At 72.9% G+C, this 17,986-nt stretch carries 9 protein-coding genes; 7 read left to right on the top strand and 2 right to left on the bottom strand.

Annotated features, from left to right (window positions below; translation table 11 throughout):
* Positions 1-520: 520 nt before the first annotated feature.
* The 3 genes from ACH414_RS09405 to ACH414_RS09395 all read left to right on the top strand — a co-directional run bounded on the left by ACH414_RS09405 (position 521) and on the right by ACH414_RS09395 (position 4,823).
* Positions 521-2,539 carry a M4 family metallopeptidase gene (locus ACH414_RS09405; protein ID WP_382538087.1) on the top strand — a complete coding sequence of 673 codons (2,019 nt, stop codon included), beginning with the start codon at positions 521-523 and terminating at the stop codon, positions 2,537-2,539.
* Positions 2,540-2,635: 96 nt separating this feature from the next.
* Positions 2,636-3,292, top strand: coding sequence for a response regulator (locus ACH414_RS09400; protein WP_382538084.1), 657 nt, complete (start codon positions 2,636-2,638; stop codon positions 3,290-3,292).
* Entirely contained in the window at positions 3,285-4,823 is a 1,539-nt protein-coding gene (locus ACH414_RS09395; protein ID WP_382538081.1) for a histidine kinase, read from the top strand. Before ACH414_RS09400 ends, ACH414_RS09395 begins: the two co-directional genes overlap by 8 nt.
* Positions 4,824-4,844: 21 nt before the next feature.
* On the opposite strand, the gene glgP is transcribed toward ACH414_RS09395, so the two are convergent.
* Positions 4,845-7,391, bottom strand: a complete 2,547-nt coding sequence (gene glgP, locus ACH414_RS09390) for an alpha-glucan family phosphorylase (protein ID WP_382538078.1) — start codon at positions 7,389-7,391, stop codon at positions 4,845-4,847.
* 507 nt (positions 7,392-7,898) lie between these two features.
* On the opposite strand from glgP, the gene ACH414_RS09385 reads away from it, so the two are divergent.
* The 4 genes from ACH414_RS09385 to glgB all read left to right on the top strand — a co-directional run bounded on the left by ACH414_RS09385 (position 7,899) and on the right by glgB (position 15,546).
* A complete protein-coding gene (locus ACH414_RS09385) occupies positions 7,899-9,893 on the top strand; it encodes an alpha-1,4-glucan--maltose-1-phosphate maltosyltransferase (protein ID WP_398941352.1) in 1,995 nt (664 codons plus the stop codon).
* Entirely contained in the window at positions 9,890-11,602 is a 1,713-nt protein-coding gene (gene treS / locus ACH414_RS09380; RefSeq protein WP_382538073.1) for a maltose alpha-D-glucosyltransferase, read from the top strand. The genes ACH414_RS09385 and treS overlap by 4 nt, the downstream gene beginning before the upstream one ends.
* A gap of 214 nt (positions 11,603-11,816) precedes the next feature.
* Positions 11,817-13,166 (top strand): maltokinase, encoded by a 1,350-nt coding sequence (locus ACH414_RS09375; protein ID WP_382538070.1) that lies wholly within the window; start codon positions 11,817-11,819, stop codon positions 13,164-13,166.
* 139 nt (positions 13,167-13,305) lie between these two features.
* Complete coding sequence (glgB, locus tag ACH414_RS09370) at positions 13,306-15,546, top strand: 1,4-alpha-glucan branching enzyme (protein ID WP_382538067.1); 2,241 nt, start codon at positions 13,306-13,308, stop codon at positions 15,544-15,546.
* On the opposite strand, the gene ACH414_RS09365 is transcribed toward glgB, so the two are convergent.
* The gene (locus ACH414_RS09365; protein WP_398941350.1) at positions 15,533-17,770 is read right to left on the bottom strand and encodes a HelD family protein; all 2,238 of its coding nucleotides are present in this window, start codon (positions 17,768-17,770) and stop codon (positions 15,533-15,535) included. The genes glgB and ACH414_RS09365 overlap by 14 nt on opposite strands.
* Positions 17,771-17,986: the final 216 nt, after the last annotated feature.

Genomic DNA, 17,986 nt, shown 5'->3' with positions numbered 1-17,986 from the left:
GCCGCAGACCCCCGCGCCGCGAGGCCGTACGGGGCGGCCCCGGCAGGACCGGCGCGGGCGGAACGTATCCGAAGTGACGTCCGTCGGCGGGCCCGGGGGCCGTGATCCGGTCGAGATCGAGGACCGGGCACGAGCCCCCGCCGGCGCCCGCTCGGCGGGGGCGCGGCGTCTCAAGGCGTGGATGGCAAAGGGCGCTGCGGCGTCGGACGGGACGGCGGACGGCCAGCCGGAAGTGCCCAGGGCAGGAAACCGCCGGGGGTCCGGCGAAGGCACCGTTCGCAGTATTGAAACGTTCGGTTAACGAACAGCGACGTACGGGCAACGGACGATTTCCGGCCAAGTTATTGACGCGCTCCTGACAGGAGGTGGCCACAACTGCCACTCTCTCCCCCGGCTCTTCGCACCGACGTTCAACGCATCACCCGAACGTGTTCCCCAGCACGTGCTCCACAGCTCTGTTTGCTCTGCCCGGGCGGCGTCACCCAGCGCTCCCGGTACCCCCCTCGCAAAAGGAGTCTGCGTGAGATCCACGCCCAGCCGTCGCGCCACCGCGACCGGCGCCCTGATCGCTGCCGCCGCCATGATCGCCGTCGGCGTCCAGACCGGTTCCGCCACCGCCGACCAGCTCGGCGCGGCGCCCAAGGCCCAGGCCGCCGGGAAGGCCAACCCGGGCAAGCTGCCCGCCGACCTCTCCCCGGCCCAGCGTGCCGCGCTGATCCGCGCCGCCCAGGCGGACTCCGCCGCGACGGCCAAGCAGCTCGGCCTCGGCGCCCAGGAGAAGCTCGTCGTCCGCGACGTCGTCCAGGACCGCGACGGCACGACCCACACGCGCTACGAGCGCACCTTCGCGGGCCTCCCGGTCCTCGGCGGCGACCTGATCGTCGAGGAGACCAAGGCGGGCGCCACCGCCTCCGTCTCCAAGGCCACCCGCGCCGACATCAGCAAGGTCGACACGGCCGCCAGCCTCGCCCCGGCCACGGCCGAGAAGCAGGCGCTGGGCCGCGCGACCGCCCAGGGCGCCAAGAAGGCCACGACCGACCGCGCCCCGCGCAAGGTCGTCTGGGCCGCCAAGGGCACCCCCGTGCTCGCCTACGAGACCGTCGTCGGCGGCACCCAGCACGACGGCACCCCGAGCGAGCTGCACGTCGTCACGGACGCCAAGACCGGCGCCAAGCTGTACGAGTGGCAGGCCATCGAGACCGGCGTCGGCAACACGCAGTACAGCGGCCAGGTCACCCTCGGCACCGCCCCGTCGTACACCCTGACGGACACCGGCCGCGGCAACCACAAGACGTACAACCTCAACGGCGGTACGTCCGGCACCGGCACGCTGTTCAGCAACACCACCGACGTGTGGGGCAACGGGACCACGTCCAACAAGGAGACCGCGGGTGCCGACGCGCACTACGGCGCCGCGCTCACCTGGGACTACTACAAGAACGTGCAGGGCCGCACCGGCATCCGCGGTGACGGCGTCGGCGCGTACTCCCGGGTCCACTACGGCAACGCGTACGTCAACGCGTTCTGGTCGGACTCCTGCTTCTGCATGACCTACGGCGACGGCTCCGGCAACACCAAGCCGCTCACGTCCATCGACGTGGCCGCCCACGAGATGACGCACGGCGTCACCTCCAACACCGCCGGCCTGGTCTACAGCGGTGAGTCCGGCGGCCTCAACGAGGCCACCTCGGACATCATGGCGGCGGCCGTCGAGTTCTACGCCAACAACGCGTCCGACCCGGGCGACTACCTGGTCGGCGAGAAGATCGACATCCGCGGCAACGGCACCCCGCTGCGCTACATGGACAAGCCGAGCAAGGACGGCTCGTCCAAGGACGCGTGGTACTCGGGCATCGGCTCCATCGACGTCCACTACTCCTCGGGCCCGGCGAACCACTTCTTCTACCTGCTCTCCGAGGGCAGCGGCGCCAAGACCGTCAACGGCGTGAACTACGACTCGCCGACCTCCGACGGCCTGCCCGTCACCGGCATCGGCCGCGACAAGGCCGCGGCGATCTGGTTCAAGGCGCTCGCCACCAAGTTCAGCTCGAACACCGACTACGCCGGTGCCCGCACCGGCACCGTCGCGGCCGCCACCGACCTCTACGGCGCCAACAGCGCCGAGGTCACGGCCGTCCAGAACGCCTGGGCCGCCATCAACGTCGGCTCCCGTCCCGGTGGCCCCGGCGGCGGCACGGTCTTCACCAACGACACCGACGTGTCCATCCCGGACAACGGCGCCGCGGTGACCTCGTCGCTGACCGTCTCCGGCGTCACCGGCAACGCCCCGAGCAACCTCTCCGTCGGTGTGAACATCGTCCACACCTACATCGGTGACCTCGTGGTCGACCTCATCGCCCCCGACGGCTCGGTCTACAACCTGCACAACCGGACCGGCGGCAGCGCGGACAACATCAACCAGACCTACACCGTGAACGCCTCCTCCGAGGTCGCCAACGGCGTCTGGAAGCTCCGCGTCCAGGACAAGGCCTCGATCGACACCGGCTACATCAACAGCTTCAAGCTGACCTTCCCCTAACCGGGAGAGCGGCCCCGAGCCGAACTGAGCCGAACCGGCGGACGCCCGGAGGGAACGTTCCCTCCGGGCGTCCGCGCGTCTGCGTAGGGTGGCGGGATGATCAGGGTGCTGCTGGCCGACGACGAGGCGATGATCAGGGCCGGGGTGCGGGCGATCCTCGCCGCCGACCCGGGCGTCGAGGTGGTCGCCGAGGCCGGCGACGGCCACGAGGCCGTGGAGCTCGCCCGGGTGCACCGGCCCGACGTCGTGCTGCTCGACATCCGGATGCCCCGGCTCGACGGGCTCGGCGCGGCCGAGGAGCTGCGGCGGGCCGTGCCCGGTGCGGCCGTCGTCATGCTCACCACCTTCTCCGAGGACGCGTACATCGCGCGGGCGCTCGGCAGCGGGGTGAGCGGCTTCCTGCTGAAGTCCGGGGACCCGCGGGAACTGCTCGCCGGGGTGCGGGCGGTGGCCGAGGGCGCCGCCTTCCTCTCCCCCGCCGTCGCCCGCCGGGTCATCGACACGCTGGGCGGCGAGCGGTTCTCCCGGGCGGCCGCGGCCCGCGCCCGGCTCGCCCCGCTGACCGGGCGCGAGCGGGAGGTGGTCGCCCTCGTCGGGGCGGGCCTGTCGAACCAGGAGATCGCCGCCCGGCTGCACGTCGTCGAGGGCACGGTGAAGGCCCACGTCAGCGCCGTCCTCGGGCGGATCGGGCTGCGCAACCGGGTGCAGCTGGCGATCCTCGCGTACGAGGCGGGGCTGGTGCCCGATGCGTGAGCGGCTCCGCGAGCGGGTCTTCGACCTCGCGCTGTGGCTGCTCCTGAGCGTCCCCGTGCTTCTGTTCTCGGGCCCCGACGACGGCGGTTCCTGGCCCCGGGCGGCGGTGGGCACGGCGCTGCTCGCGGTGTGCGTGGCGCTCGGGCGGCGGTGGCCCACGGCCCCGCCGGCCCTCGCCGTCGCCGTCTCCCTGGCGACGAGTCCCGAGCTGTTCACCCCGGCGTACGTGCTCGCCCTGGTCGCCTTCGGCTATCTCGCCGGGCGCCGGCAGGAGGCGACGCGTCCCGCGCTGTGGCTGTTCGGGGCGGTGCCGCTGGTGGGCCTCGTGCTGGTCCGGCTGACCGGCCGGCCGCTGACGGCCTGGTTCGCGCTGGTGCTCTCGCTGGCCCTCGCGGTGGTGGCGCCCTGGCTGATCGGGCGTTATGTGCGCCAGTACGACCGGCTGGTGCGCAGCGGCTGGGAGCTGGCCGACCGGATGGAGCGCGAGCAGGCGGCCGTCGCCGACCGGGAGCGGCTGCGGGAGCGGTCCCGGATCGCCGGCGACATGCACGACTCGCTCGGCCACGACCTGGCCCTCATCGCGCTGCGGGCGGGCGCCCTCGAGGTGGACCCGGCGCTCGGCCCCGCCCAGCAGGAGGCGGCGGGCGAGCTGCGCCGGGCGGCGGCCGGTGCGACGGAACGGCTGCGGGACATCATCGGGGTGCTGCGCGAGGGCGAGGACGAGGCGGCGGGGGCGCCGGTCACCCCGCCGGGCGAGACGGTCGCGGAGCTGGTCGCGCGGGCGCGGGCCTCCGGGATGGCGGTCGAGCTCGTGGACCGGGCGGGAGCGGTGCCGCTCGCGGAGATGACCGCGCGGGCCCTGCACCGGGTGGTGCAGGAGGGGCTCACCAACGCCGCCAAGCACGCGCCGGGGGCGCCGGTCGCGGTCGTCGTCGAGGGGGCCGCCGCCGGGGACGGGGCGGCCGGGGTGCGGGTCCGGGTCGCCAGCGGCCCCGCGGGGCCCGGACGTTCCGGGCTCGCGTCCGGCGGGACCGGACTGGTCGGTCTGGAGGAGCGGGTGCGCCTCGCGGGCGGCACGCTGGGCCGGCGGGCCACCGAGGAGGGCGGCTTCGAGCTGTCCGCCGCACTGCCGCTGCGCACGCCCGCGCCGCGGCCCGCGGCACCCCGGTCGGCGCGGGAGCTGGACCGGGCCCGCCGCGAGGTGCGGCGCGGGCTCGCCCGGGCGATCTGGATCCCGCTCGCCCTGCTGGGCGCGCTCGGCGTGCTGATGACGGGCGTCGCGCTCTACACCCAGCACCAGTCGTATCTGGAGCCGGAGGACTACGCCCGGCTCCGGCTCGGGCAGTCCCGCTCGGAGCTCGCCGAGCGGCTGCCCGACCGGCCCCTGGACGGGCGCCCGCAGCGGGCTCCGGCGGAGCCGCCCGGGATGGACGAGTGCCTGTACTACCGGACGACGTTGCTCGCCGCGATCCCGGTGTACCGGCTCTGCTTCGTCGACGGGCGGCTCGTGGACCGGGCGGAGCTGCCGTGAGCCGCCCGGCCAGGACCCGGGCTAGCGCAGGATGACTCCCCCGTTCTCGGCGGCGCCGGTCTCCGACGGCAGGGTCACCAGGCCCGGTTCGGCCGGGTGGGCGAGCAGGCGGTGGCTGGGCAGGACGCGGACCGTGCAGCCGAAGGGGCCCGTGCGGTCCAGGGAGAGGGCGCCGGCGTAGGGGACCCGGCCTTCCAGGTCCGGGCCCGCGGCGGGCTTGAGGACGGTGGTGCGGGGGTCGAGGAGCCGGTCGTCGGGGTCCACCCGGCCGGTGACGACCTGGACCTCGACGTCGTCGGGGGTCAGTTCGCCGAGGGCGACGCGGACGCGGAGCGCGGGGGTGGCGCCGAGTTCGGCGTCCTCCAGGTCGTCGCCGACCTCGACGTGGTCGACGGAGACCTTCGGCCAGGCGCCGCGCACCCGGGCCTTCCAGGCGGCGAGGTCGCGGGCCTCGGCGGGGCCGAGCGCCCGGTGGGCGGCGGCCGCGGGGGCGTAGAGCCGGGTCACGTACTCCCGCACCATCCGGTCGGCGAGCACCTTGGGGCCGAGGTCGGTCAGGGTGCGCCGGACCATCGCGGTCCAGCCGGCCGGCACCCCGTCGGGGCCCCGGTCGTAGAAGCGGGGGGCGACGCGGCGCTCGATGAGCTCGTAGAGCGCGGCGGCCTCCAGGTCGTCGCGGCGGTCCTCGTCGAGGGCGGCGGCCCCGTCGGCGGTGGGGATGGCCCAGCCGAAGTCGGGCTCGAACCACTCGTCCCACCAGCCGTCCAGGACGGAGAGGTTGAGGCAGCCGTTGAGGGCGGCCTTCATCCCGCTGGTGCCGCAGGCCTCCAGGGGGCGCAGCGGGTTGTTGAGCCAGACGTCGCAGCCGGGGTAGAGCCCGCGGGCCATGGCCATGCCGTAGTCGGGCAGGAAGACGATCCGGTGGCGCACCCGCGGGTCGTCGGCGAAGCGGACGAGTTCCTGGACGAGCTTCTTGCCGCCGTCGTCGGCGGGGTGGGCCTTGCCCGCGACCACGAGCTGGACGGGCCGCTCGGGGTGGAGGAGCAGGGCGCGCAGCCGGTCCTTGTCGCGCAGCATCAGGGTGAGGCGCTTGTACGAGGGGACGCGGCGGGCGAAGCCGATGGTGAGGACGTCGGGGTCGAGGACGGTGTCGGTCCAGCCGAGTTCGGCGGCTGCCGCGCCGCGCTGCCGCCAGGAGGCGCGCAGTCGCTGCCGTACGTCGGTGACGAGCCGTTCGCGCAGGGTGCGGCGGAGCTCCCACAGGGTGCGGTCGTCGGTGTCGGGGCCGAGCCGGGCCACCTCGGGGGCGGTCCAGGTGGGGGCGTGGACGCCGTTGGTGATGGAGGTGAGGGGGATCTCGTCGCCGTCGAAGCCGGGCCACAGTCCGGCGAACATGGCGCGGCTGACGGCGCCGTGCAGGGTGGAGACGCCGTTGGCGCGCTGGGCGAGCCGCAGGCCCATGGCGGCCATGTTGAAGACGCCGGGTTCGCCGCCGAGCGGGGTCTCGTCGCCGAGGGCGAGGATCCGGCCCACGTCGAGGCCGGGGAGTTCGCCGTCCTCGCCGAGGTGGCGGGCGATCAGGGCCCGGTCGAAGCGGTCGATGCCGGCCGGGACGGGGGTGTGGGTGGTGAACACGGTGCCGGCCCGTACGGTCTCCAGGGCGGCGTCGAAGTCGAGTCCGTCTCCGGCGAGTTCGCGGATGCGTTCGAGGCCGAGGAGTCCGGCGTGGCCCTCGTTGGTGTGGAAGACCTCGGGCGCGGGGGTGCCGGTGAGCCGGCACCAGGTGCGGACGGCGCGGACGCCGCCGATGCCGAGCAGCATCTCCTGCAGCAGCCGGTGTTCGCTGCCCCCGCCGTAGAGCCGGTCGGTGACCTCGCGTTCGCCGGGGGCGTTCTCCTCGACGTCGGAGTCGAGCATGAGCAGCGGGACGCGGCCGACCTGGGCGATCCACAGGTGGGCGTGCAGGCTGCGGCCGCCGGGCAGGGCGAGGGTGACCCGGGCGGGGGTGCCGTCGGGTTCGCGGAGCAGGGTGACGGGGAGCTCGCCCGGGTCGAGGACGGGGTAGTGCTCCTGCTGCCAGCCGTCGCGGGAGAGGGACTGGCGGAAGTAGCCGTGGCGGTAGAGCAGTCCGACGCCGATGAGCGGGACGCCGAGGTCGCTGGCGGCCTTGAGGTGGTCGCCGGCGAGGATGCCGAGGCCGCCGGAGTACTGGGGCAGGGCGTCGGTGACGCCGAACTCGGGCGAGAAGTACGCGATCGAGGCGGGCGGCTCGCCGGGCTGCCGCTGGTACCAGCGGGGCTCGTGGAGGTAGCGGTCGAGGTCCTCGGCGGCGGCCCGCAGCCGGCCTTGGAAGTCCTCGTCGGCGGCGAGCGCGGCGAGCCGGCCCGCGTCGATGCCGCCGAGCACACGGACGGGGTCGCCGTCGGCGTGCCCGTCGGGATCGAGGGAGGCGAAGAGTTCCCGGGTGGGTTCGTGCCAGGACCAGCGCAGGTTGCGCGCCAGGTCGGCGAGGGGTCGAAGGGTGTCGGGGAGGACGGGGCGCACGGTGAATCGACGGATTGCCTTCACGTGTTCCACCTTCGCAGGAGGTGACGGAGCGGAGCGGAAGCACCACGCTGTGCGTCCGTGGTTCCGTCGCGGAAGGCTAGGCGAAGGCGACGGATCCCGCCACGGCGCGCGGGGGAGGCGCGCGGCCCGCGGGGGTGCTCCGGGGCTCCCGTAGCGGACGCCCCGTCAGCCGGCCCTGCCCGATATCGGAACTCCGGTGTCCGCGGCCACGGACCGGGCCCGTCGGGAACCGGCCCCGTCCGACAAGGCCGGGGCCGGTTTCTTGTCCGGGACGCGTTCTTGTCGGCCCGGCTACGCCCTAGTAGTTAACAAAGCGCCGGATTGCCCACCCGAAAACCGTGGGAAGGCTCCCTCCCGTACCCCGCTGTACTCCCTCCAGACCCGCCATCCGAGTGAACGCGCACAGGAGCGGTCATGCCCGCAACCCGCCGGCCGTCGACGGAGCTACAAAGAGCGCACCACCACCCGCACCCCCGTAAACCGTCAGGTGATGCTGTGAATCCGCTCATGGGACGCATTCCCGTACTGGACGTCCGCCCTTTGGTCGACTGCGGCCGCCGCCCCGCGAAGGCGGTGGTGGGCGAGACCTTCGAGGTCACGGCCACCGTCTTCCGGGAGGGCCATGACGCAGTCGCCGCCAATGTGGTGCTGCGCGGCCCGTCCGGCCGCCCGGGGCCCTGGACCCCGATGCGCGAACTGGCCCCCGGTACCGACCGGTGGGGCGCCGAGGTCACCCCGGACGCCGAGGGCTCCTGGACCTACACGGTCGAGGCCTGGAGCGATCCGCTGACCAGTTGGCGGCATACCGCGAAGATCAAGATCCCGGCGGGGATCGACTCGGAGCTGGTCCTCGCGGAGGGCGCCGAGCTGCACGAGCGGGCGGCCAAGGGAGTGCCCAAGAAGGGTGGCGGGCGCGAGGCGGTGCTCGCCGTGGCGGACACCCTGCGCGACGACTCCCGGCCGGCCGCGGTCCGGCTCGCGGCGGCCTTCGCGCCCCGGGTGCTCCAGGCCCTGGAGCGCCATCCGCTGCGCGAACTGCTGACCAAGTCCCCCGCGTTGCCCCTGCGGGTGGAGCGGGAGCGGGCCCTGTTCGGTTCCTGGTACGAGTTCTTCCCGCGCTCCGAGGGCGTGCGCGAGGTCGGCGGGCGGACCGTGCCCGGCACCTTCCGGACGGCCGCCGAGCGGCTGCCGGCGATCGCCGCGATGGGCTTCGACGTGGTCTACCTGCCGCCGATCCACCCGATCGGCGTCACCCACCGCAAGGGCCCGAACAACTCGCTGTCGGCGAGCCCCGAGGACGTCGGGGTGCCGTGGGCGATCGGCTCGCCGGAGGGCGGCCACGACGCGGTGCACCCGGACCTCGGCACGATCGAGGACTTCGACGCCTTCGTCGCCCGGGCCCGCGAACTGCGCCTGGAGATCGCCCTGGACTTCGCGCTGCAGTGCTCGCCCGACCACCCGTGGGTGGAGAAGCACCCGGAGTGGTTCCGGCGCCGCCCGGACGGCTCGATCGCGTACGCGGAGAACCCGCCGAAGAAGTACCAGGACATCTACCCGATCGACTTCGACGGGGCCGGCGACGGCATGGACGGGATCGTCGCCGAGACCGTCCGGGTGCTGCGGCACTGGATGGACCACGGGGTGCGCACCTTCCGGGTCGACAACCCGCACACCAAGCCGGTGGTGTTCTGGGAGCGGGTGCTGCGCGAGATCAACCGCGCCGACCCCGACGTGATCTTCCTGGCGGAGGCCTTCACCCGCCCGGCGCTGATGCACGCCCTGGGCGCGATCGGCTTCCAGCAGTCGTACACGTACTTCACCTGGCGCAACACCAAGGAGGAGCTCACGGAGTACCTGACCGAACTCTCCGGGGACGCGGCCGCCTACATGCGGCCCAACCTCTTCGTGAACACCCCGGACATCCTGCACGCCTACCTCCAGACCGGCGGCCGGCCGGCCTTCGAGGTGCGGGCGGTGCTCGCCGCCACCCTCTCGCCCACCTGGGGCATGTACGCCGGGTACGAGCTGTGCGAGGGCACCCCGCTGCGGGACGGCAGCGAGGAGTACCTGGACTCCGAGAAGTACCAACTACGGCCGCGCGACTGGGAGTCGGCGGAGCGCTCGGGTGCCTCGATCAGCCCGCTGATCACCACCCTGAACCGGATCCGACGCCGGCACCCCGCCCTGCGCCGGCTGCGGAACCTGACCTTCCACACGACCGACAACGACGCCGTGATCGCGTACTCCAAGCGCTCCGGTTCGAACACCGTTCTGGTGGTCGCCAACCTCGACCCCCACCACACCCAGGAGGCCACGGTCTCGTTGGACATGCCGGCACTCGGCCTGGACTGGCACGAGACCGTTCCGGTGCGCGACGAGCTCACCGGTGAGACCTATCACTGGGGCAGGAACAACTACGTGCGCCTAGAGCCGGGCGTCACGCCCGCGCACGTGCTCGTCCTGCGACCGTCCCCGCAGACCGGAGGGTCACCCACATCATGACTGTCAACGAACCCGTCCCCGACACCTTCGAGGACACCCCCGCCAAGGACCGCGATCCCGACTGGTTCAAGCGGGCGGTCTTCTACGAGGTCCTCGTCCGCTCCTTCCAGGACAGCAACGGAGACGGAGTAGGCGACCTGAAGGGCATCACGTCCCGCCTGGACTACCTCCAGTGGCTGGGCGTGGACTGCCTCTGGCTGCCGCCGTTCTTCAAGTCCCCGCTCCGGGACGGCGGCTACGACGTCGCCGACTACACCTCCGTGCTGCCCGAGTTCGGCGACCTCGCCGACTTCGTGGAGTTCGTCGACGCGGCCCACGCCCGCGGGATGCGCGTGATCATCGACTTCGTCATGAACCACACCAGCGACCAGCACCCGTGGTTCCAGGAGTCGCGCAGCGACCCCGACGGGCCCTACGGGGACTACTACGTCTGGGCCGACGACGACAAGCAGTTCTCGGACGCCCGGATCATCTTCGTCGACACGGAGACCTCCAACTGGACCTTCGACCCGGTCCGCAAGCAGTACTACTGGCACCGCTTCTTCTCCCACCAGCCGGACCTCAACTACGAGAACCCGGCGGTCCAGGAGGAGATCCTGTCCAGCCTGCGCTTCTGGCTCGACCTGGGCATCGACGGCTTCCGGCTCGACGCGGTGCCGTACCTGTACCAGCAGGAGGGCACCAACTGCGAGAACCTGCCCGCCACCCACGCCTTCCTCAAGCGGGTCCGCAAGGAGATCGACGAGCACTACCCCGACACGGTGCTGCTCGCCGAGGCCAACCAGTGGCCGGAGGACGTCGTCGACTACTTCGGCGACTTCCGCTCGGGCGGCGACGAGTGCCACATGGCCTTCCACTTCCCGGTGATGCCGCGGATCTTCATGGCGGTGCGGCGCGAGTCCCGCTACCCGGTCTCCGAGATCCTGGCGAAGACCCCGGAGATCCCGTCCGGCTGCCAGTGGGGCATCTTCCTGCGCAACCACGACGAGCTCACCCTCGAGATGGTCACCGACGAAGAGCGCGACTACATGTACGCCGAGTACGCCAAGGACCCGCGGATGCGGGCCAACATCGGCATCCGGCGCCGGCTCGCCCCGCTCCTCGACAACGACCGCAAGCAGATGGAGCTGTTCACCGCGCTGCTCTTCTCGCTGCCGGGCTCACCGGTGCTCTACTACGGCGACGAGATCGGCATGGGCGACAACATCTGGCTGGGCGACCGGGACGGGGTGCGCACCCCGATGCAGTGGACGCCCGACCGGAACGCGGGCTTCTCCTCCTGCGACCCGGGGCGGCTGTACCTGCCGGCCATCATGGACCCGGTCCACGGCTACCAGGTGACGAACGTCGAGGCGGGGATGGCCTCGCCGTCCTCGCTGCTCCACTGGACGAAGCGGATGATCGAGATCCGTAAGCAGAACCGTGCCTTCGGGCTCGGCTCGTACACCGAACTGCCGTCCTCGAACTCGGCCGTTCTCGCCTTCCTCCGCGAGTCCGCCCCCGAGGAGGGACTCGACGCCGACCTGGTCCTGTGCGTGAACAACTTCTCGCGGCACGCCCAGCCGACCGAGCTGGACCTGCGCCGGTTCTCCGGGATGCGGCCGGTGGAACTGATCGGCGGGGTGCGTTTCCCGGCGATCGGGGAGCTGCCGTATCTGCTGACGCTCGCGGGGCACGGCTTCTACTGGTTCCGCCTCAAGCGATCCTGAAGTACCGTCAATTCAGTTTTCCCTCCCATGTGAGGCGGTTTCCCCCGCTTCACATGGGGAAGGTCCATCCGGGCCCACTTGCCGGACCCATACGGATCTTCCCCCTCCGACACGTCCCGCACAGCCGGACAGCCGAAGCCGCCATCCGGGACACTCTGCGCATTTGAACGCATACGAACGCCCCTTGCGCACCCCGGGGAAAGGACGCGATGCCATGCCGGAGACCGCATCCACAACCCGGGCCCCGGACGCCCTCCTCCCGTCGCTCACGCCCCTGCTCCACAGCTGGCTGCCCCGGCAGCGCTGGTTCGCCGGCAAGGGCCGCCGGGTCACCGGTTTCACCCTGGACGCGGCCACCGAGCTGCTGCCACTGGACGGCCCCGGACCCGGACTCCTCCATCTGCTCGTACGGGTCGAACAGCCGGCACGGCCGGCCGGAACACCCGCCGACTGCTACCAGTTGCTCCTCGGCGTGCGGCCCCAGCTGCCGCCGCGGCTCGCCCCCGCCCTGATCGGGCGGATCCGGCAGGGCCCGCTCGCCGGCCGGGCGGTCTACGAGGGGCTGCGCGACCCGCGGCTCGCGGGACTGCTCTACGAACGCCTGCGATCGCCGGGCCGGATCGGCCCGCTGAGCTTCCACACCACGGCCGAGCTGCCGCCCGCCCTGGCACCCCGCGTCCTGGACGCCGAGCAGTCCAACTCGTCCCTGGTCTTCGGAGATTCGTTCATCCTGAAGATCTTCCGGCGGGTCAGCCCGGGGGCCAACCCGGATCTGGAGCTGCCGCTGGCGCTGGCCGGCGCCGGCTGCGCCCGGGTCCCGGCCCCGGTCGCCTGGTTCGAGACGGGCGCCGCGACGCTCGGGGTCCTGCAGCCCTACCTCCGCGACTCGCGCGACGGGTGGCGGCTCGCGCTCGACGCACTGGCCGACGGCCGGGAGTTCACCCGCGAGGCCGCCGCGCTCGGCCGGGCCACCGCGGAGGTGCACCTCGCCCTCGCGACCGCCCTGCCCACCGAGCGGCTGCACCGCGCGCAGACCCGGCACCTGGCCGCGGCGATGGACGCGCGGCTGCACGCCGCCGCGCAGGCCGTCCCCGCCCTCCTCCCCCATGTCCCCGGTCTGCGCGCCGTCTTCGCCGCGGCGGAGGACGCGCTCGGCTCGGGGCGGCTCCAGCGGATCCACGGCGACCTCCACCTGGGGCAGACCCTGCGGGACGCCGACGGGGGATGGGCGGTGATCGACTTCGAGGGCGAGCCGGCCAAGTCGCTGGACGAACGGCGCCGCCCCCAGCCGCCGGTCCGCGACATCGCCGGCATGCTCCGCTCCTTCGACTACGCGGCCCGCACCCACCGTCCGTGGAACGCCGAGTGGGCGGCCCGCTGCCGCGCGGCCTACTGCACCGGTTACGCGGAGGCCTCCGGTACGGACCCCCGGGACGATCCCGCGCTGCTGCGGGCGTACGAGACCGACAAGGCCGTCTACGAGGTGGTCTACGAGGCCCGTCACCGCCCGGACTGGCTGCCGGTCCCGATGGCCGCGATCGAGCGACTCGCGGGGGGCTCGTGAGCGCCCCGTTCGGCGCAACGGCCGAAGGCCCGGGCCTGCGGCGAAGGGCACGGGCCCCGTTCGGCCGAGTGTCCCGGAGCCGTACCTGGCCGTTGCGTACTCGTACCCCCGTTCCCCTCGCCCTCCAGGAGGCACCCCGGTGACCGCCCGACCCGCAGGCAAGACGGCAGGCAGCTCCACAGTGCGCAAGGCGCCGCCGCTCGATCCCGGCGACCGGGCCCGGCTGCTCGCCGGTGAGCACCACGACCCGCACGGGGTCCTCGGCGCCCACCCGGTCAAGGGCGGGGTCGTGGTGCGGGTGCTCCGCCCGTGGGCGAAGGAGGTGACGCTGGTCCTGCCGAAGGGGCGGCGGCTCGTCCTCCACGACGAGGGCGACGGCCTGTTCACCGGCCTCGTCCCGCTGCTGCGGAAGGTGCCGGCGTACGAGCTCCGGGTCCGCTACGACGGCGACGAGCTCGCCGTGGACGACCCGTACCGCTTCCTGCCCGCCCTCGGCGAGCTCGACCTGCACCTCATCGGCGAGGGCCGGCACGAGGAGCTGTGGACGGCGCTGGGCGCGCGGGTCATGACCCACCAGGGCACGCCCGGCACCCGCTTCACGGTGTGGGCGCCGAACGCCCGCGGGGTGCGGGTCACCGGCGACTGGACGTACTGGGACGGCAGTGCCCTGCCGATGCGCTCGCTCGGCTCCTCCGGCGTGTGGGAGCTGTTCGTGCCGGGCGTCGGCGAGGGCGCACTCTACAAGTTCGACATCGCCCGCCCGGACGGTTCGCACACGGTCCGGGCCGACCCGATGGCCCGCCGCACCGAGTGCCCGCCGAACACCGCGTCGGTGGTGACCGCCGACCACCACGTGTGGGGCGACGAGGAGTGGATGGCCCGGCGCGGCGCCCGGCCGCACCACGAGGCGCCGCTGTCCGTGTACGAGGTGCACCTGCCGTCCTGGCGGCCCGGGCTCTCGTACCGGCAGCTGGCCGAGCAGCTGCCGGCGTACGTCCGCGATCTCGGGTTCACCCACGTCGAGTTCATGGCCGTCGCCGAGCACCCCTTCCACGGTTCGTGGGGCTACCAGGTCACGGGCTTCTACGCGCCGACCGCCCGCCTCGGCACCCCCGACGACTTCCGGTACCTGGTGGACGCCCTGCACCAGGCGGGCATCGGGGTCCTGATGGACTGGGTGCCGGCGCACTTCCCGCGCGACGACTGGGCGCTCGCCGAGTTCGACGGGCGGCCGCTGTACGAGCACGAGGACCCGCGGCGCTCGGCCCATCCGGACTGGGGGACGCTGGAGTTCGACTACGGGCGCAAGGAGGTGCGCAACTTCCTGGTCGCCAACGCCGTGTACTGGTGCGAGCGCTTCCACGTCGACGGGCTGCGGGTCGACGCGGTCGCCTCGATGCTCTACCTGGACTACTCGCGGGAGCACGGCGAGTGGGTGCCGAACGAGTTCGGCGGCCGGGAGAACCTGGACGCGGTGGCGTTCCTCCAGGAGATGAACGCCACCGTGTACAAGCGCTGCCCGGGGGTCGTCACCTTCGCCGAGGAGTCCACGGCCTGGGACGGGGTGACCCGGCCGACGGACCAGGTGGGTGCGGGCGGCTTCGGCGGGCTCGGCTTCGGCATGAAGTGGAACATGGGCTGGATGCACGACTCGCTCGGCTACATGGGCAAGGAGCCGGTGCACCGCAAGTACCACCACCACGAGATGACCTTCTCGATGGTGTACGCGTACAGCGAGAACTACATCCTGCCGATCTCCCACGACGAGGTCGTGCACGGCAAGCGCGCGCTGGTGTCGAAGATGCCCGGCGACTGGTGGCAGCAGCGCGCCGACCACCGGGCCTACCTGGGCTTCATGTGGGCCCACCCGGGCAAGCAGCTGCTCTTCATGGGGCAGGAGTTCGCCCAGGGCGCGGAGTGGTCGGTGGACCACGGTCCCGACTGGTGGCTGCTCGACCCCTCGTACGGGGCGGAGGCCGACCACCGGGGGGTGCGGGACCTGGTGCGCGACCTGAACACGGTGTACGTGGCGACGCCGGCGCTGTGGGAGCGGGACACCTCGCCGGAGGGCTTCCAGTGGGTCGTGGGCGACGCGGCGGAGGACAACGTCTTCGCCTTCCTCCGCTTCGACGCCGTCGGCTCCCCGCTGCTCGCCGTGTGCAACTTCTCCCCGGTGGTGCGGCACGACTACCGGCTGGGCGTGCCGGACACCTTCGCGGCCTGGGCGGAGGTGCTCAACACGGACGCGGCGCGCTACGGCGGCGGGAACGTGGTGGGCACCGACCCGGTGAAGACCGAGTCGGTGCCGTGGCACGGGCGCTCGGCGAGCCTGCGGATGACGCTCCCGCCGCTGGCGACGGTCTGGCTCAGGCCCGCCTGATCACGCCCATCCGCTGGGTGGCCCGGGTGAGCGCCACGTACAGGTCGTTGATCCCGTGCGTGGCGCCGTCCCGGATGCCGTCGGGGTCGACGACGAGGACGGTGTCGAACTCCAGGCCCTTGGCCTGCCGGGGGTCGAGGAGGACGACCGGCCGGGTGAGGTCGGGCTTCGGCCCGTACGCGGCCCCGGGCAGGGCGGCGATCAGTTCCGGGTGGTGGCCGGCGGGGGCGATCACCGCGAGGCGGCCCTCGGTGCGCAGCTCGGCGGCGACCGCGTCCGCGGTCTCCTTGACCGGGTCCTCCACGGTCCGGTCCCAGGGCTCGACGCCGGTGGAGCGGACCGAGCGGGGCGGCTCGAAGGCCGGGTCGGCGGCGCGCCGGACCTCGGCGGCGACGGCCATGATCTCGGCCGGGGTGCGGTAGTTGACGCCGAGGCGGACGAGCTCCCAGCGGTCCTCCACGTACGGCGCGAGGATCCGCTCCCAGGAGCCGACGCCGGCCGGGTCGCCGGTCTGCGCGGGGTCGCCGACGAGGGTCATGGACCGGGTGGGGCTGCGGCGCATGAGCAGCCGCCACATCATCGCGGAGAGCTCCTGCGCCTCGTCGACGATGATGTGCCCGAAGGCCCAGGTGCGGTCGGCGGCGGCGCGCTCGGCGGCGCTGCGGTGGTCGGCCTCCTCGTGGCGTTCGGCGAAGCGCTCGGCGTCGATGATGTCGTGCGCGGACAGCACCTCGGAGGCGTCCTTGTCGAGCTCCTCCTTGTCCTCGAACTCGTAGGTGCGCGAGGCGAAGGAGACGTCGAGGACGCCCTGGGCGTACTGGATCTGCTTCTGCCGCTCGGCCTCCTCGGCGGCCCGGGCCGCCGAGTCGTCCTCGCCGAGCAGCTCGGCCGCCTCGTCGAGGAGGGGCACGTCGGCGGGGGTCCAGGGGCCGGCGTCGCGGCGGATCGCCCGGAGGTCGGCCTCGTCGTCGAGGTGGGTGGGCTCGGCGAGGTAGTCGGCGAGGAACTCCTGCGGGGTGAGGGCCGGCCAGAGGGTGTCGAGGGCGGTGTGCACCTCGGGGTTGGCGGCGACGCCCTTGGCGAGCAGGGCGCGGTCGTCGGGGCCGAGGAAGTTGGGGCCGCCGTAGGGGTCGGCGCCGATGCGGTCGGCGAGCTGCTCGGCGAGCGCGTCGAGGATGTGGAAGACGAAGTAGGGGCGGGCGAGGTTGTGCGGCAGGAGGGTCTCGCGGGCCTTGTGGCGCGCCTCCAGGGCCATGTCCCAGTCGATGACCAGGTCGCCGTCCTCGTGCGGGACGACCAGCGGCTCGCCGCGCTCGGGGACCTGCTGGCGGTCCCGTACGGCGGCGGCCAGGGCCTCGGCCATGGCGGCGGAGCCCTTGACGGCGGCGGCGCGGGGGGTGTCGGTGCCGGTGGCGTGGACGCCGGGGAAGAGCTCGCCCGGGGTGGCGAGCAGCACGCCGGTCTCGCCCAGGGAGGGCAGGACGTTGCCGATGTAGCCGAGGAAGGCCGGGTTGGGGCCGACGATGAGCACGGCCCGCTTGGCGAGCTGCTCGCGGTGGGCGTAGAGCAGGTAGGCGGCGCGGTGCAGCGCGACGGCGGTCTTGCCCGTCCCGGGACCGCCCTCGACGACGAGGACGCCGCGGTGCGGGGAGCGGATGATGGCGTCCTGCTCGGCCTGGATGGTCTGCACGATGTCGTGCATCCGGCCGGTGCGGGCGGCGTCGAGCGCGGCGAGCAGCACCTCGTCGGCGTCGCGGCTCTCGTACCCGGTGCGGGTGGCGTCGGCGAGGTCGAGCACCTCGTCGTGGAGCGAGACGACCTCGCGGCCCCGGGTGGTGATGTGGCGTCGCCGGCTCAGCCCCATGGGCTCGTAGCCGGTGGCGAGGTAGAACGGCCGGGCGATCTCGGCGCGCCAGTCGACGACGAGCGGGGTGCGGTTCGGGTCGTCCTCGCGGATGCCGATGCGCCCGATGTGGTGGTCGCGCCCGTCCTGGAACACGAGCCGTCCGAAACAGAGCCCGGTCTCCCCCGCGTCGAACGCGGCGAGCAGCCCGGACTGCTCGGCGACGAGCACGTCCCGTTCGAGGCGCGCCTGGGCGCTGCCCTCTCCGGACGTGGCGAGCGCCCGCGCGACACCGGCCTCGGCCTGGTCCCTCAGGTCGTCGAGTCGTGCGTAGAGCTCGGTGATGAATCGCTGCTCTTTCCGAAATTCCTCGGTTGACAATTCGACTCCCGGCGCGATACAGTGCGTTTATTGAATCCGTCCGCGCCTTTGGCGTGCGCAGACACGGAACTTATTAATATACGCGATGTTCGACCCCGGCTGTCCATTCTAGTCCGGGGCTTTTTTGTGCCCGTTCGCCGCGTGCGCATAATCCCGCGCGCCCGGCCGGCTGCCGCTGCTACCGTCGGCCGCATGAAGCGCGCTGCCATGATCACG

Source organism: Streptomyces sp. NPDC020422, assembly GCF_044386705.1.
Lineage (GTDB): Bacteria > Actinomycetota > Actinomycetes > Streptomycetales > Streptomycetaceae > Streptomyces.
Note: the sequence above shows the minus strand (reverse complement) of the source record. Positions and strands in the feature narration are given on the sequence as shown.

Excerpts from the sequence above, each read along its gene's own strand:
- ACH414_RS09400 (WP_382538084.1), top strand. The coding sequence starts at position 2,636 with ATGATCAGGGTGCTGCTGGCCGACGACGAGGCGATGATCAGGGCCGGG.
- ACH414_RS09375 (WP_382538070.1), top strand. The coding sequence starts at position 11,817 with ATGCCGGAGACCGCATCCACAACCCGGGCCCCGGACGCCCTCCTCCCG.
- treS (WP_382538073.1), top strand. The coding sequence starts at position 9,890 with ATGACTGTCAACGAACCCGTCCCCGACACCTTCGAGGACACCCCCGCC.
- ACH414_RS09385 (WP_398941352.1), top strand. The coding sequence starts at position 7,899 with ATGGGACGCATTCCCGTACTGGACGTCCGCCCTTTGGTCGACTGCGGC.
- ACH414_RS09395 (WP_382538081.1), top strand. The coding sequence starts at position 3,285 with ATGCGTGAGCGGCTCCGCGAGCGGGTCTTCGACCTCGCGCTGTGGCTG.